The 19,482-nt window shown below is 68.9% G+C and carries 19 protein-coding genes and 1 riboswitch; of the genes, 11 read left to right on the top strand and 8 right to left on the bottom strand.

Annotated features, from left to right (window positions below; translation table 11 throughout):
• Positions 1-51: 51 nt before the first annotated feature.
• Positions 52-1,026, bottom strand: a complete 975-nt coding sequence (locus JL108_RS03075) for an SDR family NAD(P)-dependent oxidoreductase (protein ID WP_205196923.1) — start codon at positions 1,024-1,026, stop codon at positions 52-54.
• A 172-nt stretch (positions 1,027-1,198) separates the two neighbouring features.
• Between JL108_RS03075 and JL108_RS03070 the strand changes: the two genes are divergently transcribed.
• Genes JL108_RS03070 through JL108_RS03055 form a run of 4 tightly spaced genes read left to right on the top strand, consistent with a single transcriptional unit; the run spans position 1,199 to position 4,751 of the window.
• On the top strand, positions 1,199-2,335 hold the full coding sequence (locus tag JL108_RS03070) for an SGNH/GDSL hydrolase family protein (RefSeq protein ID WP_205196921.1): 1,137 nt from the start codon (positions 1,199-1,201) through the stop codon (positions 2,333-2,335).
• A gap of 24 nt (positions 2,336-2,359) precedes the next feature.
• A complete protein-coding gene (gene dcd / locus JL108_RS03065) occupies positions 2,360-2,938 on the top strand; it encodes a dCTP deaminase (protein WP_143911114.1) in 579 nt (192 codons plus the stop codon).
• A gap of 44 nt (positions 2,939-2,982) precedes the next feature.
• Complete coding sequence (locus tag JL108_RS03060; RefSeq protein WP_205196919.1) at positions 2,983-3,885, top strand: pseudouridine-5'-phosphate glycosidase; 903 nt, start codon at positions 2,983-2,985, stop codon at positions 3,883-3,885.
• Positions 3,882-4,751, top strand: a complete 870-nt coding sequence (locus tag JL108_RS03055) for a carbohydrate kinase family protein (protein WP_205196917.1) — start codon at positions 3,882-3,884, stop codon at positions 4,749-4,751. Before JL108_RS03060 ends, JL108_RS03055 begins: the two co-directional genes overlap by 4 nt.
• 175 nt (positions 4,752-4,926) lie before the next feature.
• Here the strand turns inward: JL108_RS03055 and JL108_RS03050 are convergent, their stop codons facing one another.
• Complete coding sequence (locus tag JL108_RS03050; protein WP_307837168.1) at positions 4,927-5,691, bottom strand: methyltransferase domain-containing protein; 765 nt, start codon at positions 5,689-5,691, stop codon at positions 4,927-4,929.
• Between the two features lie 98 nt (positions 5,692-5,789).
• On the opposite strand from JL108_RS03050, the gene JL108_RS03045 reads away from it, so the two are divergent.
• Positions 5,790-6,107, top strand: a complete 318-nt coding sequence (locus tag JL108_RS03045; protein ID WP_205196913.1) for a DUF4342 domain-containing protein — start codon at positions 5,790-5,792, stop codon at positions 6,105-6,107.
• A 296-nt stretch (positions 6,108-6,403) separates the two neighbouring features.
• Here the strand turns inward: JL108_RS03045 and JL108_RS03040 are convergent, their stop codons facing one another.
• The 4 genes from JL108_RS03040 to JL108_RS03025 form a co-directional block, all read right to left on the bottom strand.
• Positions 6,404-9,430, bottom strand: a complete 3,027-nt coding sequence (locus tag JL108_RS03040; RefSeq protein ID WP_205196911.1) for a heterodisulfide reductase-related iron-sulfur binding cluster — start codon at positions 9,428-9,430, stop codon at positions 6,404-6,406.
• 346 nt (positions 9,431-9,776) lie between these two features.
• On the bottom strand, positions 9,777-10,967 hold the full coding sequence (locus tag JL108_RS03035; protein WP_205196909.1) for an MFS transporter: 1,191 nt from the start codon (positions 10,965-10,967) through the stop codon (positions 9,777-9,779).
• Positions 10,968-11,144: 177 nt separating this feature from the next.
• Positions 11,145-11,690: an NUDIX hydrolase family protein gene (locus JL108_RS03030; RefSeq protein WP_205196907.1), complete on the bottom strand. Its 546-nt coding sequence runs from the start codon at positions 11,688-11,690 to the stop codon at positions 11,145-11,147.
• Between the two features lie 59 nt (positions 11,691-11,749).
• Complete coding sequence (locus JL108_RS03025) at positions 11,750-12,412, bottom strand: GPP34 family phosphoprotein (RefSeq protein ID WP_205196905.1); 663 nt, start codon at positions 12,410-12,412, stop codon at positions 11,750-11,752.
• Between the two features lie 55 nt (positions 12,413-12,467).
• Between JL108_RS03025 and JL108_RS03020 the strand changes: the two genes are divergently transcribed.
• A complete protein-coding gene (locus tag JL108_RS03020; protein ID WP_205196904.1) occupies positions 12,468-12,845 on the top strand; it encodes an ankyrin repeat domain-containing protein in 378 nt (125 codons plus the stop codon).
• Positions 12,846-12,860: 15 nt separating this feature from the next.
• Here JL108_RS03020 and JL108_RS03015 read toward each other — a convergent pair whose 3' ends face one another.
• Positions 12,861-13,484, bottom strand: a complete 624-nt coding sequence (locus JL108_RS03015; RefSeq protein ID WP_205196902.1) for a hypothetical protein — start codon at positions 13,482-13,484, stop codon at positions 12,861-12,863.
• A gap of 171 nt (positions 13,485-13,655) precedes the next feature.
• Positions 13,656-13,765, top strand: a riboswitch (TPP riboswitch).
• Here JL108_RS03015 and JL108_RS03010 point away from each other — a divergent pair.
• The 5 genes from JL108_RS03010 to JL108_RS02990 all read left to right on the top strand — a co-directional run bounded on the left by JL108_RS03010 (position 13,755) and on the right by JL108_RS02990 (position 17,344).
• A complete protein-coding gene (locus tag JL108_RS03010; protein ID WP_143911124.1) occupies positions 13,755-14,366 on the top strand; it encodes an ECF transporter S component in 612 nt (203 codons plus the stop codon). (Overlaps the previous riboswitch by 11 nt.)
• Positions 14,367-15,740: an ABC transporter ATP-binding protein gene (locus JL108_RS03005; protein ID WP_205196900.1), complete on the top strand. Its 1,374-nt coding sequence runs from the start codon at positions 14,367-14,369 to the stop codon at positions 15,738-15,740.
• A gap of 166 nt (positions 15,741-15,906) precedes the next feature.
• Entirely contained in the window at positions 15,907-16,608 is a 702-nt protein-coding gene (locus JL108_RS03000; RefSeq protein WP_205196898.1) for an energy-coupling factor transporter transmembrane protein EcfT, read from the top strand.
• 84 nt (positions 16,609-16,692) lie between these two features.
• Entirely contained in the window at positions 16,693-16,998 is a 306-nt protein-coding gene (locus tag JL108_RS02995; RefSeq protein ID WP_143911127.1) for a nucleotidyltransferase family protein, read from the top strand.
• Positions 16,988-17,344: a DUF86 domain-containing protein gene (locus tag JL108_RS02990; RefSeq protein ID WP_143911128.1), complete on the top strand. Its 357-nt coding sequence runs from the start codon at positions 16,988-16,990 to the stop codon at positions 17,342-17,344. The genes JL108_RS02995 and JL108_RS02990 overlap by 11 nt, the downstream gene beginning before the upstream one ends.
• A gap of 26 nt (positions 17,345-17,370) precedes the next feature.
• On the opposite strand, the gene typA is transcribed toward JL108_RS02990, so the two are convergent.
• Complete coding sequence (gene typA / locus JL108_RS02985) at positions 17,371-19,236, bottom strand: translational GTPase TypA (protein WP_205196896.1); 1,866 nt, start codon at positions 19,234-19,236, stop codon at positions 17,371-17,373.
• Positions 19,237-19,482: the final 246 nt, after the last annotated feature.

Here is a 19,482-nt window from a genome sequence, read left to right as displayed (position 1 = left end):
TTGATGCAGTACCGCCACCACGAGGGAAGCGTTGATGGCCTACCGCCAGGCTCAGCTGTCGAGTGCCGCGGCGGAGCGACAGTAGCGCCAGACCTGGTCCGCCAGGTCCCAGGAGGTGTGGTGCCAGGGCAGGAAATCGGTCGGGCGAGGACGGCGATCCTGCCAGAAGTCGCCGGTCGCCCAGGCCGCCTCGGGCGCGGCGACGAGCCAGACGGCCGTGTCGGCGCCCTGCTCGGCGGTTCGGAGGATCGGTTTGACGACCGCGGCGAACCTCGGCAGCGAGTCGGTGATGCCCGGCGTATCGGCCCAGCCCGGATGCATGGCGTGGACGACGATGCCGTCGGCGCCCATCAGCTCGGCCTCGCGCTGCGCCGCGACGACCTGCAAGCGCTTGGTGCGGGCGTAGGCGCGGGTGCCGTTGTACTCCCCGCGCCGGTACTCGGGATCGGCGACGAGCTCCTCGGTCAGCGGAGCGGAGTACATGCCTCCCGAGGACATCCAGACGATCCGGGCGTCGCCGTCCTCGCGGAGCCTGGGGCGCAGGAGGTCGTCCATCAACACCGGACCGAGCACATGGGTGGCCAGCGCCAGCTCGTGACCCTGAGCGCTCTCGGAGCGCTCCGGAGGCATGACGCCGGCACTGTGCACCACGGCGTGGATCGACTCCTCGACGGTCGAGCACCAGGATCGGACGGCGTCGAGATCGCTCATGTCGCATTCGTCGATCACCAGATCGGCGTTCGGCAGGCTCCGGTGAATCGCCCGCGCGGCCTCCTCCAACCGTGATGCGGTCCGCCCGATGAGCCGCACGCGGGCTCCGAGCCGGGCCACACCGGCGGCGGTGGCGCGCCCGAGCCCGGAGCTCGCGCCGGTGACGATCACCGTGCGGCCCGCCAGCGACCCGGGAGCGGGGGAGGGCGGGAGCCATGGCTGTCGGGCGTACCAGCCGATCGAGGAGTATCCGAGCACCAGGGACTTGTCCAACAGGGTCTCGACGGCACACACCAACGGCGAGGGGACGGGCATGCGATCAGCCTAGGAATGTTCGCCGTCTCGCGCAGGCCGTCCGCTGGTGGCGGTAGCTGGTCAACCCCACCTCGGGGCGGGCGGTAGCTGGTCAACCCCATCCGCGTCCGGTGAGGTTGACCGTCTACCGCCGGATCGAGATGACGGCGGCCGCGCGTGGAAGACTGGCCCGGTGACCGACTGGATCGATGCCGTCCTCGACACGAGTCTCGTACGAGGAGCCGCGGAGCTCGAGCAGACCGACCGGGGGCTGCTGATCCACCGCCTTCCCGCGCATGCGCGGGCCCTCGCAGACCCTCAGCTCGCGATGGTCGAGGAACAGCCCGCCGGTGTCCGCGTGGCCTTCCGCACCTGGGCCGATCGGGTCGTCATGACCGCGCACCGCACCACGGTCGAGTTCGCCGGGGTCCCACCGCGCCCCGACTCCGCCTACGATGTCGTCGTCGACGGAGAGCTGATCGAGCGGATCGCCTCGACGGGTGGCGACCGTCGGGTCCTCGATCCCTCGATCGGGGGCGTCGAGACCCACGACGGGCCTGCCACGGTACTCGACATCGAGCTGCCGTCCGGGGAGCACGACGTGGAGATCTGGCTGCCGCACTATGAGCGGCCCGAACTGATCGGGCTGCGCGCGGACGCCCCCGTACAGCCGCTGCCGCCCCGGACCACGTGGCTGCACTACGGCAGCTCGGTGAGCCAGGGATCCAATGCGATCCATCCGACGGACAGCTGGCCGGTCGTGTCGGCGCGCGCAGCCGGCGTCGACCTCGTCAATCTCGGGTTCGGCGGCAGCGCGCTGCTGGACCCCTTCGTGGCACGGGTCATGCGTGACACCCCGGCCGATGTCGTCAGCGTCGAGCTCGGCATCAACATCGTCAACGCGGACCTCATGCGCCGGCGCGCGTTCGGCCCGGCCGTCGACGGGTTCCTCGACACGATTCGCGACGGGCACCCCGACGCCCCGCTGCTGGTGGTCTCCTCGGTCTACTGCCCGATCCACGAGAAGACTCCCGGGCCGGGGGCCTTCGATCCGGCGGAGTTCGCCGCGGGACGGCTGGCGTTCCAAGCCACGGGAGATCCCGAGGAGGTCGCCGTCGGCCGCTTGACGCTGGAGGTCGTCCGTGAGGACCTGCGGCGGATCGTCGATCGACGGCGGGCCGACGACCCGCATATCGCGTATCTCGACGGCCTGGAGCTGTTCGGCCCGGTGGACCATGAGCGCGAGCCGTTGCCGGACCGCCTGCATCCGACCGCGGCGGCACACCGGCTGATCGGTGCCCGATTCGCCGATCACGGCCTCAGCCGCTGATCCGCGATGCGTTAGGTTGAGCACGTGCTGCTCTCCGACCGCGACATCATGGCCCAGATCGATGGCGGACGTGTCGCCCTCGACCCGTTCGAGCCGACGATGATCCAGCCGTCGAGCATCGACGTGCGCCTGGACCGGCTGTTCCGGGTCTTCGACAACCACAAGTACCCGCACATCGATCCGGCCGCCGACCAGTCCGATCTCACTCGCCCCGTCGAGGTGGAGGGCGAGGACGCCTTCGTGCTGCACCCGGGGGAGTTCGTCCTCGGCTCGACCTATGAATACGTCACGCTGCCCGATGACATCGCGGCCCGGCTGGAGGGCAAGAGTTCGCTCGGGCGCCTCGGCCTGCTGACCCACAGCACCGCCGGCTTCATCGACCCGGGCTTCGGCGGCCACATCACCCTGGAGCTCGCGAATGTCGCCACGCTCCCGATCAAGCTCTATCCGGGCATGAAGATCGGGCAGCTGTGCTTCTTCCAGCTCTCGTCCGCCGCCGAGCACCCCTACGGCTCGGAGAAGTACGGCTCGCGCTACCAGGGCCAGCGTGGCCCGACCCCCTCGCGCTCGCACGCGAACTTCTACCGCACCGAGATCGGCTGACCCGGGCGTCCGCGCTCTCCGGGGCTGGTCGATAGCCTCGTCGGGTGAAGGTCGATCTGTCTCCCGATGTCGCCGATGCCCTCGTCCACGGCCACCCGGTGGTGGCCTTGGAGTCCACCATCATCTCCCACGGCCTGCCGCGGCCGGACAATCTCGTGGCAGCGCGGGAGTTCGAGCAGATGCTGCGCGAGGTGGGTGTCACACCCGCCACGGTCGCGGTGCTCGACGGCCGGCTCAAGGCAGGCCTGACCGAGGACGAACTCGAGCGCGTCGCGAATGAGGACATCGTCAAGCTCTCCGTGCGCGATCTCCCGATCGCCGTCGGCACGGGCGCGAGCGGCGCCACCACGGTCGCGGCGACCTCGTTCATCGCGGACCGCGCCGGCATCCGGGTCTTCGCCACGGGCGGTCTCGGCGGCGTTCATCGAGGCGCCAGCCAGAACTTCGACGAATCGGCTGATCTCACCGTCCTGTCGCGGGTGCCGATCACGGTGGTGTCGGCGGGGGTCAAGTCGATCCTCGACATCGGCGCGACGCTCGAACGGCTGGAGACCCTGTCGATACCGGTGCTCGGCTATCGGACCAGCGAGTTCCCGAGCTTCTGGCTCGCGGGCTCGGGTCATGAGCTGGACTGGAGCGTTCCGGATGCCGACGCGGTGGCCGCGGTGATGACCGCGCGCGACGAGCTCGGTGAGGCTGCCGGGATCCTCGTCGCCAACCCGCTGCCGCTCGACCAGCAGCTCGACCCGAGGGTGCACGACGACGCGCTCGCGGAGGCGCTGAGCCGAGCCGCGGATGAGGGACTGAGCGGTAAGGACGTCACGCCCTTCCTGTTGCAGACGATCGTCGACATCACCGGCGGCGAGAGTCTGCGGGTCAATCTCGACATCGCCCGCAACAACATCCGGGTAGCGGCGGAGATCGCCACCGCCTGGGCGAGCCGATGATCCTCGTCGTCGGCGATGTCGTGGACGACATCGGGGTGCGTCCGCTCGAACCCGTGACCCCGCGCAGCGACACCAACGCCGAGATCCGGATGACGGCGGGCGGCTCGGCAGCCAACACCGCCGCGTGGCTCGGCCACCTCGGGACGCCCACGCGTTTCGTCGGCAAGGTCGGCGCGGACGGCGTCGAACGGCACGGTGACGCGCTGCGGAACGTGGGGGTGGACGCACGGCTCGTCGCCGACCCGCTTCTGCCGACGGCCACGATCGTGCTGACCCTCGACGCGGAGGGCGATCGCACGATGTACGTCGACCGCGCCGCCAACACGACCCTGTCGGTCGACGACATCGACGAGGCGGTGTGGGACGGCGTCGACTGGCTGCATCTGACCGGCTACACGTTCTTCGATCCGGAGACCCGGCCGGTCGCCACGGAGCTCGTCCGCATGGCCCGTGAGCGGGGCGTCGGGGTGAGCGTCGATCCGAGCTCGACGGGCTTCCTGCGGCAGTGCGGGGTGGAGGACTTCCTCGGCTGGACGGCGGGAGTCGACCTCGCACTGCCGAATATCGACGAGGCACGCCTGCTCGCCGGGGCGACCGGACCCGTGGTCGACTTCGACGCGCTGGCGACCGCCTACCGGCACGTGGTGGTGACGCTGGGGGTGATGGGGGCGGCCTATGTCGACGCCCAGGACCGCACCCAGGTGACCGCCCCTCGCGTGCAGGTGCTGGACACGACGGGTGCGGGAGACGCCTTCACCGCGGGCTTCCTCGCCGAATGGGTGCGGACCCGCGATCCGCGGGCGTCGCTCACCGCCGGCACGGCGACCGCCGAGCGCTGCATCACGATGCGTGGCGCCCGCCCCTGACCACCCGAAGGGACGGCACACGGAGGATGTGATTTCACGGTCGTCCTGGCAGCCGCGGAAACACATCTTTCGTCGGGCGGTGACGGAGGATGTGCTTCGACGGTTGCTATGGCAGCCACGAAATCACATCCTCCGTCCTTCCCGGGGCCCGAACGCCGAGCCCCGGGGGCGCGGGTCATCCGCCACGCTCGGCGACGACGAAGACCCGTCGGAAGGGCAGGACCGTCCCACACGGCCGCGGCGGGTACGCCTCGCGGAGCGCGGCGCGATATTCCCGCTCGAAACGCGCGCGCAGCTCCCGCGGCAGCGCTTGGAGCACCGGACGGGCGCCGGTGCCCGAGATCCACTCGAAGACCGGGTCCGGGCCGGTGAGCACGTGTAGATAGGTCGTCTCCCACGCATCGACCCGGTGACCCTGCCTCGTCAGGTCGTCGAGATACACGTCCGGGCCCGCGGCGTCCGGCCGTTCGATCCCGGTGGTGTGCGCGGCATAAGGTTCCCGGCCGGCCAGCTCGTGCAGGATCGCATGACTCGGGGCGTCGAAATTGCCCGGTACCTGGAAGGCGAACCGGCCACCGTCTCGCAGCCGCCCGATCAGCTCGGGCAGCAGCGAACGATGTCCGTGCACCCACTGGAGCGCCGCATTGCTGACGATGACGTCGACGGGCCGCTCGGGACGCCAGGTGGCGATATTGGCCTGGAGATAGGTCGTGGACGGGTCATCGTGACGGGCCCGCTCGATCATCTGCAGCGAGGAGTCGATGCCGGTCACCTCAGCCTCGGGCCAGCGTCTGCGCAGGATCGAGGTGAGGTTGCCAGCGCCGCAGCCCAGATCGACCACGGTGGAGGCTGGGCCGGGGACACGGGCGATGAGATCGGCGAACGGACGGCTCCGCTCGTCGGCGAAGCTGAGGTACTGCCGCGGGTCCCAGTCGCTCACGGGGCCACCGTACGTCGGATCGTCGCGTGCTGGTGGCCCTGTCATGCTGAAAGCACCCGACGATGAGGCCCGGCGACGGGCTGGTGAGGAGCGTGACGATGAGCGAGTCCCATGACACCGGTACGCGGTACGAGGAGTTCAAGGTCTCTGGAGACGGCTTGGTCGCCAAGGTGCGCGAGCTGATCCGCGAGGGCAATGTCCGGCGTGTCTTCATCAAGAACGAGAAGGGCGATGTCCTGCTGGAGATCCCGCTGACCGCCGGCGTGGCGGTGACCGCACTCGCGGCGATGGTCTCGCCGGTGCTGGTGGCGGTCGGCGCGATCGCCGCGTTGCTCACCCAGGCGACGGTGGGCGTCGAGCGCCGCGTGTCGGCCGATGACGAGCCCGACGACGATCACGTGGTCGTCGAGGACTGACGCCTCGGGATGGCGGTAGGCCATCAACCTCACCCCGCGAGCAGCGGTAGCTGGTCAACCTCATGCGAATCGGATGACGTTGATGGTGTACCGCCACCGAGGGGTTTCGGTGCGGTAGGTGATCAACCTTTCCGTCCGAGCAGCGGTAGCTGGTCAACGTTATCGAGCCGCGATGAGGTTGACGGTCTACCTCCAGCGCAGGCGAAGGGCTGACGGTCTACCTCCACCCGAGGCTCGCGCTATGAGGACGGCCCCACACCGATCGGTGTGGGGCCGTCCTCATGTGGCAGAACCGGTCAGGACTTGTCGTCGTCCTCGTCGGCCGCCGCCTGGGTGGCGCTGTCGCTCAGCTCGCTCCCGGAGGGATTCTCCTCGCTCAGCTCGGCGACATCCTCGGCGACCGGATCGGGCTCGGCGCCCTCCTCGACCGGGGTGATCGCACCCCGCTCCTCCTCGCGGTCGGAGTCGTCATCGGCCGTGGGGGAGTCGTCGAAGATCTCCTCGGCCGGCGACTCGTCAGGATCGTTCTCCTTGGTCGCCGGGATCTCGGGACGATCGTCCTTCGACGGGACCGACTCCTCCTCGGGGTCGGTGGCGTCACCGGCCTCCGGCTCCGGATCGGGCGTGGGCTCGTCGTCGGCGGCGGTGGACTCGGCGGTCGTCAGCGTGTCGGACACGTTTTCAGTGTCCTCCGCCTCCGTCGACTCCGCAGTCTCCTCGGTCTCCGAGGCCTCCTGCTCGTCGGCGGGCGCGGGCGTCGCCTCCGCCTCGGCGGCCTCCGCGGCAGCAGGCTCGGAATCGTCGGCGGACTGCTCGGCCTCGGGCTCCTCCTCGGAGGGAGGCTCCACGGCGCCGTGGCCCTTGCCCTCGTCGTCGACGGCGATATTGCTCTCCGCCGCGACCGCGACGTCCTCCTCGCGTCCGGCCGAGACCGGCTCGTCGAGATCGGCATTCGCCTCCGGCTCCGCCTCACCGGTCTCGGTCGCCTCAGCGGCCGCACCGACATCGGCGGTATCGGTGAGGGTCTCCGGGTCGGCCTCGGCCGCGGCATCGGGCTCGGCCTCGGTGGCCTTGTCCTCGTCCCCGCCGCCGGTGGCAGCGGCAGCGGTGGCGGCCTCCGCCTCGCTCACGATGGCCTCGGACTCCTCGGCGCTCGGCTCGCGCTTGACCGAGGCGAGCAGCATCTGGGCGACGTCGAGCACCTCGACCTCGACGCGGGCCTCGCCATCGGCCTGCTTGGCGGTCAGGCCATCGGAGAGCATGACCCGGCAGAAGGGGCAGCCCACGGCGATCTGGTCGGCGCCGGTGGCGATGGCCTCCTCGGTGCGGTTGATGTTGATGCGCGAGCCGATGGTCTCCTCCATCCACATGCGCGCACCGCCGGCGCCGCAGCAGAAGGACTTCTCACTGTGTCGCGGCATCTCGGCGTAGGTCGAGCCGGGGATCGCGCCGAGCAGCTCGCGCGGCGGCTCGTACACCTGGTTGTGACGGCCCAGGAAGCACGGATCGTGGTAGGTGATCGTCTTCTCGGCCTCACCGGCGCCCGGGGCGACCGGCTGGAGCTTGCCCTCGCGCACGAGGCGGTTGAGCAACTGCGTGTGGTGCACGACCTCGAGCTCGACGCCGAACTCCTTGTACTCGTTCTTCAGCGTGTTGAAGCAGTGGGCGCAGGTGGAGACGACCTTCTTGACCTTCGTCTCCTTGAAGACCTCGACATTCTCCATCGCCAGCTGCATGAAGACGATCTCGTTGCCGGCGCGGCGAGCGGAGTCGCCCGTGCAGGTCTCGCCATCGCCGAGCACCGCGAAGTCGACACCCGCGATGTTCAACAGCTCGGCCACCGCCTGGGTGGTCTTCTTGGCGCGATCCTCGAAGGCACCGGCGCAGCCGACCCAGAAGAGCCACTCGACCTCGTCGAGGCTCTCGACGTCCGCGCCGACCTGCTTGACCTCGAAGTCGAGGTCCTTGGCCCAGTCCATCCGGTTCTTGGGGTTCATGCCCCACGGATTGCCCTTGCGCTCCAGGCCCTTGAAGATGTTGTTCAGCTCCGTCGGGAAGTTCGACTCCACGAGCACCTGGTAGCGGCGCATGTTGTCGATGTGGTCGACGTGCTCGATGTCGACGGGGCACTGCTGGACGCAGGCGCCACAGTTGGTGCAGGACCACAGGACATCGGGGTCGATGACGCCGAAGAGGTCCTCGTCGCCGATCAGCGGACGCTCCAGCTCGCGCTTCTCGTCCTCGGTGAGGGTGTCGGCGTCCTTCTCCAGCAGCGGCACCTTGGCGTAGGCGTGCTCGCGCAGGCCCATCATGAGCAGCTTGGGCGACAGCGGCTTCTCGGTGTTCCAGGCGGGGCACTGGCTCTGGCAGCGGCCGCACTCGGTACAGGTGGTGAAGTCGAGGATGCCCTTCCAGGAGAAGTCCTCGACCTTGCCGACGCCGAGCTTCTCGAAGTCCTCCTCCTCGAGGTCCTCCATCTTCTCCATGTCGAGGCGCTCGCCGTTGAGGTAGAGCGGGACGAGGCCGCCGAGGGCAGTGCCGCCGTCGACCTCGCGCTTGAAGTAGATGTTGAACCAGGCGCTGAACCGGTGCCACGCGACACCCATCGAGATGTTGCGGGAGATGACCGCCAGCCACACCATCGCCATGAGCACCTTGGACAGCGCGAGCAGCACGATCAGGGTCTCGGTGCCGCTGCCCGACAGACCTCCGAAGAGCGTCTCGCCGATCCAGCCGGTGAGCGGGAAGTGCGCGAAGTTGGCGTGGTCGGAGCCCTCGGTCTGCAGCAGCCGGTACTCGGCGGCGCGGATGAAGACACCTGCCAGGCCTTCGCCGAGGATGATGAGCTCGACGAAGTAGGCCTGCCAGAAGGTGGAGCCGAAGAAGCGGCTCTTGCGGTCCAGCTTGCGCGGATGGTTCTTCTGGCGGATGTAGATGAGCGCCGCGATGCCGATGACGGTCAGCCAGGCGAGGAGATCGGTCAGCCAGATGAAGGGGTACCAGGTGCCGATGATCGGCAGCAGGAAGTGGGGGTCCCAGACCTGGAAGTAGCCGCTGAGCACCGCGGTGCTGAGGTAGATGAACCCGGCGAACACGAACCAGTGCATGACGCCGACGAAGGTCCACTGCAGCATGCGCGTGTGGAGCACCGTCTCCTTGAGCATGGTGCCGATGCGCTTGGCGGGCTGATCGGTGCGGCCGACGGCCGGCTGCCCGGCGCGGATGATCCGCAGCATCTGGCGGATGCCCACCACGGCCAGGTAGACGGCGACCGCGGTGACGGCGAGCGAGATGATACCCGCGACGATCGAGAGGGTGCTCATGCCGCCACCGCCTCAAGGAAACCGCACGATAGGCGGTGCCGGCATGAGGTGGAGCCCATTGTTCGCTCGCTGCGCTCGCTCATGCCGCCACCGCCTCATCGATGAAGCGACAGGCCGGTGCCGGCGTGAGGAGATGCGGGTCGCTCACTCGCTGGCGCTCGTTCATGGGGATCCTCCGGTTCGGACCGTACAGATGGTGCCGACACTAGCGCCGCCTGAGCGACCTGCCTCACTAAGGCAAGCCAAACACCACGATGCGATGGTCGACGTGAGTCGATGTTACCCGAGGGTAATCAGGTGAGCCCAGAGCGGGCGGCGATCGGCTGGATGCTCCTGTCGTGCATGTTCATCTCTGCTGGCCGGCTGCCATGGGAGCGGCTTCCTCGCGCGGAACGAGGGCCACAGCCACCGCCGCGAACACGGCCACACCGCCGAAGGCCCACCCGTAGCCCGCATGCGTGACTACTACCCCGAGCAGCGGTGGCACGGCGGCCGCCGTGAGGTACTGACCGGTGTTCTGCAGGCCGAAGGCGCGCCCGGACCAGAACGCCCCGGCTCGTTCGGCGACGGCGGTGAAGGCCAGCCCGTTGTCGGAGACCGTGACCACCGTCGCCACCACGGCGACGACGATGCCGACGGGCGAGGACTGCGCCACGCCGAGCACGACCATGACCAAAGTGGCCGCGACGGCGATCCAGCGCAGCGGGCGCAGTCGCGATCCGAGCCGGTCGGACCACCAGCCCGCGACGATCCGTCCCGCAGCCGAAAGGGCATGGGTCGCTCCCACGAGGATCGAGGCGGCCGCTACCGACCAGTCGTGCACGTCGACCAGCCACAGCAGGAGGAAGGTCCACACCGCGTACTGGGGGATCACCAGGAGTGCCGAGGCGAGGTGGATCCGCAGGAGCACGGCATCCTGCCGGTACGGGTTGGCGGCCCGTGCCTCGGCCCCGGGCGTCGGGCGCGGGGGTCGCGGCGGATCCACGATGAGCAGTGCGGCGAGCGTGGCGAGGAGCGACACCGCCGCCACCACGATGCAGGCGGCGCGCAGGCCGGCACCCGCGACGGTGTTGGGGATGATGAGCGCGGCAGAGCCGACGCCGAGAGGGAGAGCGGTCTGCCGGATGCCCATCGCCAGGCCTCGTCGATGGGCCGGGAACCAGCCGACGACGAGCCGGCCGCTGGCGGCATTGGTGCTCGCGACCCCGACGCCGCAGAGGAAGAACCAGAGGGAGAGGGTGCCCAGCGACGATGTCGTCGTCGTGCCGACGGCACCCAGCGTCACGAGGCTCAGACCGGCCAGCATGGCGCGGCGCTCGCCATAGCGATCCACGACGAGACCCCAGGCGACGAGCGTCAGCATCGTGCCCACGGCGGGGGCCGAGGCGAGCGCACCGGCGCTCACCAGGCTGACGCCCTGAGAGAGGTGGAGATAGGGAATGAGGAACGGTGGCGTGCTGATGACGAGCGTGCCTGCCCACTGTCCGGCCATCCCGACCATGAGCATCAGCCAGGGGTTGACGGGGCGACGGGTCACCCCCTCATCGTCGCAGGCGCTTCAGAGACAGCCGCTCGGACCTGCGGAGGACGCGGTAGGTCATCAACCTTTCGGCCTCGGTACAGGTGCGGCATCAACGTCATCGGGCGCCGATGGGGTTGATGACCTACCGCCGCTGGGCGGGTGACGTCGTCGACGAGGGGCGGTACGCCAGCGTCACGCGGGCACGCCGAGGTGGGCGAGCGCCTGCTTCAACAGGTGCCCGCGGCCGCCCTCGAGCTGATCGAGCACGGCAGGGCTCGCGGCGTCCTCGGGCGTCAGCCAGGACAGCTCGAGCGCGTCCTGCCGCGGGGCGCATTCACCCGTGACGGGGACGACATAGGCCAGGGCGACCGCGTGCTGACGGGGGTCGTACATCGGGGTCACGCCGGGAACGGGCAGGTACTCGGCGACCGTGAAGGGCGTGATGGTGGCTGGGAGGCGCGGGAAGGCGGTGGGCCCGAGGTCCTTCTCCAGATTGCGCATGAGGGCGCCGCGGACGGACTCACCGTGGAGCACGCGCCCCGAGACCAGGGTGTGGACGATATCGCCGGTCTGCGGCGAACCCCGCAACAGGAGTCCGATGTGCTCGACCTGCCCGAGCGCGTCCACGCGCACGGGCACGGCCTCGACGTACAGGATCGGGACGCGCGACCGCGTCTCGTCGAGCTGGAACTCCGACAGCCAGCCGGGATTCGGGTCAGGGGTACGCACCGAAGACATGTCCCCATTGTGGTGGACGGGTCCACCGATGGAGCGGTGACGCGGCGGTGATCCGGACCTCAGGAGCTCGTGGTGGCGATGATCGTGGGGGTGAAGACGGCGACGGCGAGGGCCGTCTGCGTCTCCGCGATCGCATCCTTGACGCCTGCGCTAGCCCAGTCCCCGGCGCTGACGGCTTTGGCGGCGGCCTTCGCGGGTTTGCGCTCCTCGCGGCTGGTCACCAGCTTGAGCTGGTCGCTCGCCTGGAGCAGGCCGATGAGCGGACCGGAGGTGGCGTCGACGGGCAACCCCTGGAGGAGGGTGCCTCGCACGCGGGCGATGAGGTCCTCGCGGCGGGCGATGTCGACCACGTCATAGCGTCGCAGCCCGAAGCCGAGAATGCTCTCCTTCCGGTCGCGGACCTGTCCGGCGCCGACGAGGCGGCGATAGGCGTTCTGGACGCCGTTCTTTCCGAGCCGGCTCACGGCGTCGCTCGCTTTGCGGGTCTTGCCGTCGCGCATGCGAGCGAGCGCATCCTCCACTTCCGGCTCGGGATAGGGGGAGCCATCGAGCACGTGGACGCGCACCTTCTTGGCCGTTCCCTCGACAGCCAGTCGCCGTGCCGCGACCAGCTCGAGGAGGTGGGCCCCGCCGATGATCGTGTCGTTGTCGACACTGCTCAGCGTCAGCTTGTGGGTGGTCGGATCGGTGGCCACCAGCACGAGATCGGTCGCGATGCTCATGGTCCGAGCCTAGGACGAACCCGCGTGGCACGCTGAGGGTCGTTATCCTGGCGCGATGGCCACCGAACCCGATCCGAAGCTCGTCGAACTCGCGCACCAGCTGTTCGATGAGGCGCGTGCCGGTGATGCCGAGCGGTTGGCCGCCTATGTCGACGCCGGTGCCCCGGTCGATCTGACCGATGCGAGCGGCAACACGCTGCTGATGCTCGCGGCCTACCACGGCCATCCGGCTGCGGTGGCGGCGCTCGCCGAACGCGGGGCCGATGTGAACCGGCTCAACGACCGTGGACAGAGCCCGCTTGCCGGGGCGATCTTCAAAGGCGAGGACGACGTGGTGCGGGTGCTGCGAGAGCATGGCGCCGACCTCGACGCCGGGACCCCCTCCGCGCGGGCTACGGCCGAGATGTTCGGCCGCCCCGACCTGTTGGAGTGACACAGCGCCCCTGAGTCACGCGACAGGCTTCGACGCGAGGAGCCGAGGCACGCGGGATGTCTCGGCGATGTGATCTCCGAGCGGTCTGCCCATTCGCAGCGCGATGTCGAGTAGCCGAGCGTGGTCCTGAGCCAGGTCGCGTCCGTGGATCGGCTCGTGATGGGCGATTCGATTGCGCAGTCGTCGCATCTCATTCAGTTCCGCGTGCAGTCTCCGGCGACGGACCGGTCCGTCGAAGGCATGGCGGAGAGCGGGTTGCCACAGGCGACGGTTGTACTCATCGGCGAGAAGGGACCACCAGAAGCCGAAGGGCAACTCTGCCACGACCTTCCCGTGAGACGCGGTGGTCCCGCCCGCTCGGCTCCGGGCGATGGCGACCACCGCACGGGACCGTTTCGTGAGACGTGACCGATCGCTCGTCAGCCAGTCGTCCCCCACCCGCTCCGTTGCCGCCCGGTCGAGCGCGTTGCGGAGTCCGACCTCGAGGTAGTGGAGCGATTCGAAGAAGGCTGAGCTGATGGAGGTGTTCCAGTCGTAGAGGATCAGGGCCTTCGGCCAGTCGCCGGCTGAGACGGCGAGGTACGGATGCATCCGAGCAGGTGAGAGCAGGGCGTGGATCGTCCATGGATCGCGGATCACGGTGATCTCCTCTGCTGGTCCTGTCTGCTCGGGAGCGTAGACTTCGACTCAGACAGAGAGCCCCGGGACGAACGGCGTAGCGGCGTCAGCCAGCGAACCCCCCCGGGGCCTCGTCGTTCTCGCGGACGGATGGTGCCCCCGCCTCGCTGAGCTTCCGGTGTACGGTGGGTGGCACAACGACAGGGGAGCGCCAAGCAGAGGGCGCTGAGAGTGCGGAGAAGCCGCAGACCCTTGAACCTGCTCCGGTTAGCACCGGCGAAGGGAGTCACGATGAGTTCTGCAACCCGTTCATCGATCGATCTGCGGTACCGCACCATCGATCTCGTCACCATCGCCACCTTGGGCGTCGCCTTCGGTGTCGTCTTCTGGGCCTGGGGCAAGCTCTACGAGCCGATCAGCAATGTCGCGCTGTTCGCCTTCCCGCCCTCCTCGGCATTCCTCGGCGGCGTGTGGCTGCTCGCGGGCGTGGTCGGCGGCCTGATCATCCGTAAGCCCGGGGCCGCCTTCGCCACCGAGTTCATCGCGGCCGCCGTGTCCGCGATCATCGTCGGCGGCACGCAGTGGGGGTTCAGCGTCTTCGCCTCCGGTCTCTTCCAGGGGCTCGGCGCCGAGCTGGTCTTCCTGCTGTTCTTCTACCGGCGGTTCGGCATCGGGGTCGCCGCCCTCGCCGGCGCGATGGCCGCGGCCTTCGAAGCGGTCTACGAGTGGTTCTCGTACTACGCCGACTGGGATTTCGGCTACAAGCTCGCGCACCTGGGCTTCTTCGTCGCGTCCGGCGTCCTGGTGGCCGGCGTGGGCGGCTGGGCGTTGACGCGAGCGTTCGCCAAGGCGGGTGTGCTCGACTCCTTCGCCGCGGGACGCGAGAACACCGTCGAGGTCTAGGTGAGCCGCGGAGCCGCGCGCTTCCGCGGATTCTCCTGGCGCCCGGTCGGGCGCAAGCGGGCGACGATCGCCGGAGTGGAGCTGAGCATCCGCGCGGGGGAGCGTGTGCTCGTGGTCGGGCCGAGCGGCAGCGGCAAGTCGACCCTCCTGCACGCGCTCGCCGGTGCCCTCGGCACGACGATCTCCGGAGAGGCGACGGGCGAGGTCGAGGTCGACGGACGGCTCGGGCTCGTCCTGCAGAATCCGGCGGATGCGATCGTGGCCGAGCGGATCGGCCGCGATGTCGCGTTCGGGCCGGAGAACCTGGGGCTGCCTCGCGACGAGATCTGGCGTCGGGTCGATGCCGCGCTCGCGGCGGTGGGGCTGGGATACGACCGGGATCGGTTCGCCTCGGCGTTGTCCGGGGGTGAGCAGCAGCGGCTCGTGCTCGCCGGGGTGCTCGCCACCGAGCCGGACCTCGTCCTGCTCGACGAACCGACGTCGATGCTCGATGCCGCTACGGCGAGTCAGGTACGCGATGCGGTCGTCGGTGCCCTCGGCGGCCGGACTCTGCTCGTGGTGGAGCATCGTTTCGAGCCGTGGCTGGATCACGTGGACCGCGTGGTCGCTCTCGCGCCCGGTGGGACGATCGCGTTCGACGGCACGGTGGAGGGGTTCCTCGCCTCAGGTGGTCAGCCGGGGCTCTGGATGCCCGGGGCACCGCCGCCCCATCCCTTCGACGTCCCGCTCGATCTGGTGAAACCGGTCGCCGATCCCGATCCTGTGGTGGCCCGTGATCTGACGGTCGAGTTGGTGACCAGGACGATCCGCGGATCGCGACGTTCGACCGCGTTGAGCGGTTTCGACGCGCGAGTCGATCCGGGCCGGGTCCTCGCGGTGACCGGCCCGAGCGGCTCTGGCAAGTCGACCGCGCTGGTGGCGATGACGGGACTGGTGCGTCCACGGTCGGGAACGATCGCGCCGGATCTCAGCCGTCTCCGCTCACCTGATCTGGCCCGGCGGATGGGCTGGGTGCCGCAGAATCCGGAACTCGGGTTCTTGACGACCTCGGTGCGTGAGGAGATCTCGAGGACGGCGACGGCGCTGGGAGCATCGGTCGACGTCGACGCGCTGCTCGAGCTGGTGGGATTGGCGCGTCTCGGGCCCTCGCATCCCTATCGGTTGTCCGGTGGTGAGCAGCGACGCCTGGCGATGATCAGCGCGCTCGCACACCGGCCCGGGCTGGTGGCGCTCGACGAGCCGACGGTCGGCCAGGACCGCGACACCTGGGCGATGGTGACCGGCTGGTACACGGCCGCCGCCCGCGCCGGCGCCGCGGTCGCGCTCGCCACCCACGATCCAGATGCTCCCCGCGACATGGAGGTGGTCCTGTGATCGCCCTCGCCGATGCCCGCCCCGAGACGCAGGATGTGACTCCGTGGTCCCTATCGCGACCGTCGAGTCACATCCTCCGTCGGCTCGCTGCGGACGATTGGATTCCGTGGTTGCTATCGCTGCCACGGAGTCACATCTTCGGTCCGCTGACGCGGGGGTGGGGGTCATGAGGGCGTGGGTGACGCGGGTGAACCCGCTGGTGCTGCTGGCGGTGGGCGCCTGCTCGCTGATCGGCTCGTTCGCGATCCGCTCGCTGCCGATCGCGCTGACCGCGGTCGGGGCCTACGCGGTGGCGGCGCTCCTGTTGTTGCCGACGTGGCGATATCCGCTGCTCTGTCTAGCGTTCTCGGGTTTCGCGGCGGTGACGATCGTCTACTCGACCTGGCGCCTCGGAGGCCAGGACACCGAGACCGCCGTGGTCGCGGGCCTGCGCATCCTCGTGCTCGCCTGGCCCGGCTCGGTGGTGGTCGGCTTCCTCGATCCGGGACGTCTCGGCGACTACGCCGCTCAGACCCTGCGGCTGCCCGCCCGACCAGTGGCGGCGTTCTCGGCGGCACTCCAGCGCTTCGCCGGATTCGCGCAGACCTGGACCGATCTCGAGCGCACCCGCCGCGCTCGCGGCGTCGCCCCAGGACGGAATCCGGTCGCGATGACGAGATACAGCGGCTCGATGGGCTTCGCGCTGTTGGCGCAGGCGCTGCGGGGCGCATCGTCATCATCGATCGCGATGGACGCCCGCGGCTTCGCCTCGGCGAGAACCCGCACCTGGGCTGAGCCCGCCACCTGGACCAGGCTCGACCTCGCCGGCCTCACCCTCGCAGCAGTCCTCGGCGCCCTCCCGATCGTGCTTTACGCGTTGGGTTCGTAGACACCCCGGCATCGGGTAGACGCCGAGAACGCACCCGCCGGATGAGACCTGTTCGGCGGACGACGATGGTGGGAGACTAGGAACATGAGTGCGGCCGCCCCTCTCGACCTCGCGGCGATCAGGCGCGCCTGTGAGCGCCACGGGGTGCGACGACTTCGACTGTTCGGGTCGGCACTCTCGGATCGTTTCGACCCAGCGCGCAGCGACATCGACTTCCTGGTGGATTTCTTCCCCGGCCGGGGCGATGCGTTCGGCGACTACTTCGGACTACGGGAGGAGTTGGTCGATATCACCGGCCGTGAGGTTGATCTGGTGGTTGCTCGCTCCGTACGGAATCCGTACTTCAAGGCCTCCGTCTTGGAGACCGCGAAGGACGTCTATGCGGCGTGAGTCGCCGGCCCACGTCTGGGATGCCGTCGAGTCCGCCACTGCGGTCCGTACGTTCGTCGCGGGTAGGACGGAGTCTGAGTTCCTGAGTGATCTGTTGCTGCGTTCCGCCGTGGAACGGCAGCTCGAGATCCTAGGCGAGGCGTTGAATCGGCTCCGTCAGATCGATCCGGAGACGGCGACGCGGATACCCGACCTCCGACGGATCATCGGGATGCGCAACGTGATCGCCCACGAGTACGGGACCGTCGACTATGAGATCGTGTGGTCCGCGGTCACCACGCGTGTTCCCGAGCTGATCGGATTCCTGCAGTCTCTGTTGGAGGAAGCGCCAACCACACTGGAATGATCGCGGACGTGACGTCCTAGCTGTACCTAGCCGCGCTTGCGGGAGGCGCGGGCGCGGTCGCCAGCGTTGAGGATGACCTTGCGGATGCGCACATTGTGTGGCGTGATCTCGACGCACTCGTCCTCGCGGCAGAACTCCAGGCTCTGCTCCAGCGACAGCTTCTTCGGCGGGATGAGCTTCTCGAAGTTGTCCGAGGTCGCCGAGCGGATATTGGTCTGCTTCTTCTCCTTGGTGATGTTGACGTCCATGTCGTCATCACGGGAGTTCTCGCCCACGATCATGCCCTCGTAGACCTCGGTGCCCGGCTCCACGAACAGCGTGCCGCGCTCCTGCAGCGAGGTCATCGCGTACGACGAGGCCGCGCCCGCGCGGTCAGCCACCAGCGAGCCGGACGGACGCGTGGAGATCTCGCCGAACCACGGCTCATAGCCCTCGAACACATGGTTCGCGATGCCGGTGCCGCGGGTATCGGTCAGGAACTCGGTGCGGAAGCCGATCAGGCCGCGCGAGGGCACCAGGAACTCCATGCGCACCCAGCCGGTGCCGTGGTTGACCATCTGTTCCATCCGGCCCTTGCGCACTGCGAGCAGCTGCGTGACGGTGCCGAGATAGTCCTCGGGGATGTCGATGGTGAGCCGCTCGACCGGTTCGTGCAGCTTGCCGTTGATCTCACGCGTGACCACCTGCGGCTTGCCGACGGTCAGCTCGAAGCCCTCGCGGCGCATCTGCTCGACGAGGATCGCGAGCGCCAGCTCACCGCGACCCTGCACCTCCCACGCGTCCGGACGGTCGGTGGGCAGCACGCGGATCGAGACATTGCCGATGAGCTCGGCGTCGAGGCGGTCCTTGACGAGTCGCGCGGTGACCTTGGTGCCCTTCTCGCGTCCGGACAGCGGCGACGTGTTGGTGCCGATCGTCATCGAGATCGCCGGCTCGTCGACCGAGATGAGCGGCAGCGCCACCGGGTTCTCCGGATCGGCCAGCGTCTCACCGATCATGATCTCGGGGATGCCCGCGATCGCGACGATATCGCCGGGGCCGGCCTTCTCACCGGGCTTGCGCTCCAGCGCCTCGGTCACCAGCAGCTCGGTGATCTTGACGCGGCTGACGCTGCCGTCGCGCTTCATCCACGCGACCTGCTGGCCCTTGTTCAGCTCGCCGTTCTTGACGCGCACGAGCGCGAGGCGGCCGAGGAAGGGCGAGGAGTCGAGGTTGGTGACGTGGGCCTGGAGCGGCGCACCCTCGTCGTACTCAGGTGCCGGGACGTAGTCCATGATCGTCTGGAACAGCGGGATCAGGTTGTCGTTCTCGGGCAGTCCGCCGTCGGCCGGCTGCTCGGTCGAGGCGCGACCGGCCTTCGCCGAGGCGTAGACGACCGGGAAGTCGAGGGCGTCGTCGGCCGCGTCCTCGGGCAGCAGGTCCATGAACAGCTCGTAGGCCTCGTCGACGACCTCGCTGATGCGCGCGTCGGGGCGGTCGACCTTGTTGACCACGAGGATGACCGGCATCTTCGCGGTCAATGCCTTGCGCAGCACGAAACGGGTCTGGGGGAGCGGTCCCTCCGACGCGTCCACGAGCAGCACGACGGCGTCGACCATCGACAGGCCGCGCTCCACCTCGCCGCCGAAGTCGGCGTGGCCGGGGGTGTCGATGATGTTGATCGTGACGCCGCCTTCGGCGCCGGGGCCCTCGTAGCGCACGGCGGTGTTCTTCGCGAGGATCGTGATGCCCTTCTCGCGTTCGAGGTCGCCGGAGTCCATGACCCGCTCGGTCACTTCCTGGTGTTCGGCGTATGCGCCCTGCTGCTGGAGCATCGCGTCGACGAGGGTGGTCTTGCCATGGTCGACGTGGGCGACGATGGCGACATTGCGGAGGTCAGAGCGTGTGGGCACTCAGAAATCTTATGTCGGGCTGTCGAATCCCCCGACATTGGACCGTCACAGAGGCCCCGCCGTGGAGCGATGATGATGCGTCGCGGCTGCTATGACGACCCGAACGCATCGAGTTTCGAGCAGGTCCGCACCGATGACGATGCACGGTGGCTGCCAGGGCCGCCCCAACGCATCATCATTGGCCCTACCGGGATGCTCACGCAGTGGCAAAGATCACGCTACCGAGACAGTTGCGTGAGCGTTACT

Source organism: Aeromicrobium sp. YIM 150415, assembly GCF_016918125.1.
GTDB lineage: Bacteria > Actinomycetota > Actinomycetes > Propionibacteriales > Nocardioidaceae > Aeromicrobium > Aeromicrobium piscarium.
This window is presented reverse-complemented; position numbering and strand designations above follow the sequence as displayed.

Bases quoted from the DNA above. Each gene is read 5' to 3' on its own strand.
- JL108_RS03075 (WP_205196923.1), bottom strand. From the start codon at position 1,026: ATGCCCGTCCCCTCGCCGTTGGTGTGTGCCGTCGAGACCCTGTTGGAC.
- JL108_RS03055 (WP_205196917.1), top strand. From the start codon at position 3,882: ATGATCCTCGTCGTCGGCGATGTCGTGGACGACATCGGGGTGCGTCCG.
- JL108_RS03045 (WP_205196913.1), top strand. From the start codon at position 5,790: ATGAGCGAGTCCCATGACACCGGTACGCGGTACGAGGAGTTCAAGGTC.
- JL108_RS03040 (WP_205196911.1), bottom strand. From the start codon at position 9,430: ATGAGCACCCTCTCGATCGTCGCGGGTATCATCTCGCTCGCCGTCACC.
- JL108_RS03030 (WP_205196907.1), bottom strand. From the start codon at position 11,690: ATGTCTTCGGTGCGTACCCCTGACCCGAATCCCGGCTGGCTGTCGGAG.
- JL108_RS03025 (WP_205196905.1), bottom strand. From the start codon at position 12,412: ATGAGCATCGCGACCGATCTCGTGCTGGTGGCCACCGATCCGACCACC.
- JL108_RS03020 (WP_205196904.1), top strand. From the start codon at position 12,468: ATGGCCACCGAACCCGATCCGAAGCTCGTCGAACTCGCGCACCAGCTG.
- JL108_RS03010 (WP_143911124.1), top strand. From the start codon at position 13,755: ATGAGTTCTGCAACCCGTTCATCGATCGATCTGCGGTACCGCACCATC.
- JL108_RS03000 (WP_205196898.1), top strand. From the start codon at position 15,907: ATGAGGGCGTGGGTGACGCGGGTGAACCCGCTGGTGCTGCTGGCGGTG.
- JL108_RS02995 (WP_143911127.1), top strand. From the start codon at position 16,693: ATGAGTGCGGCCGCCCCTCTCGACCTCGCGGCGATCAGGCGCGCCTGT.
- JL108_RS02990 (WP_143911128.1), top strand. From the start codon at position 16,988: ATGCGGCGTGAGTCGCCGGCCCACGTCTGGGATGCCGTCGAGTCCGCC.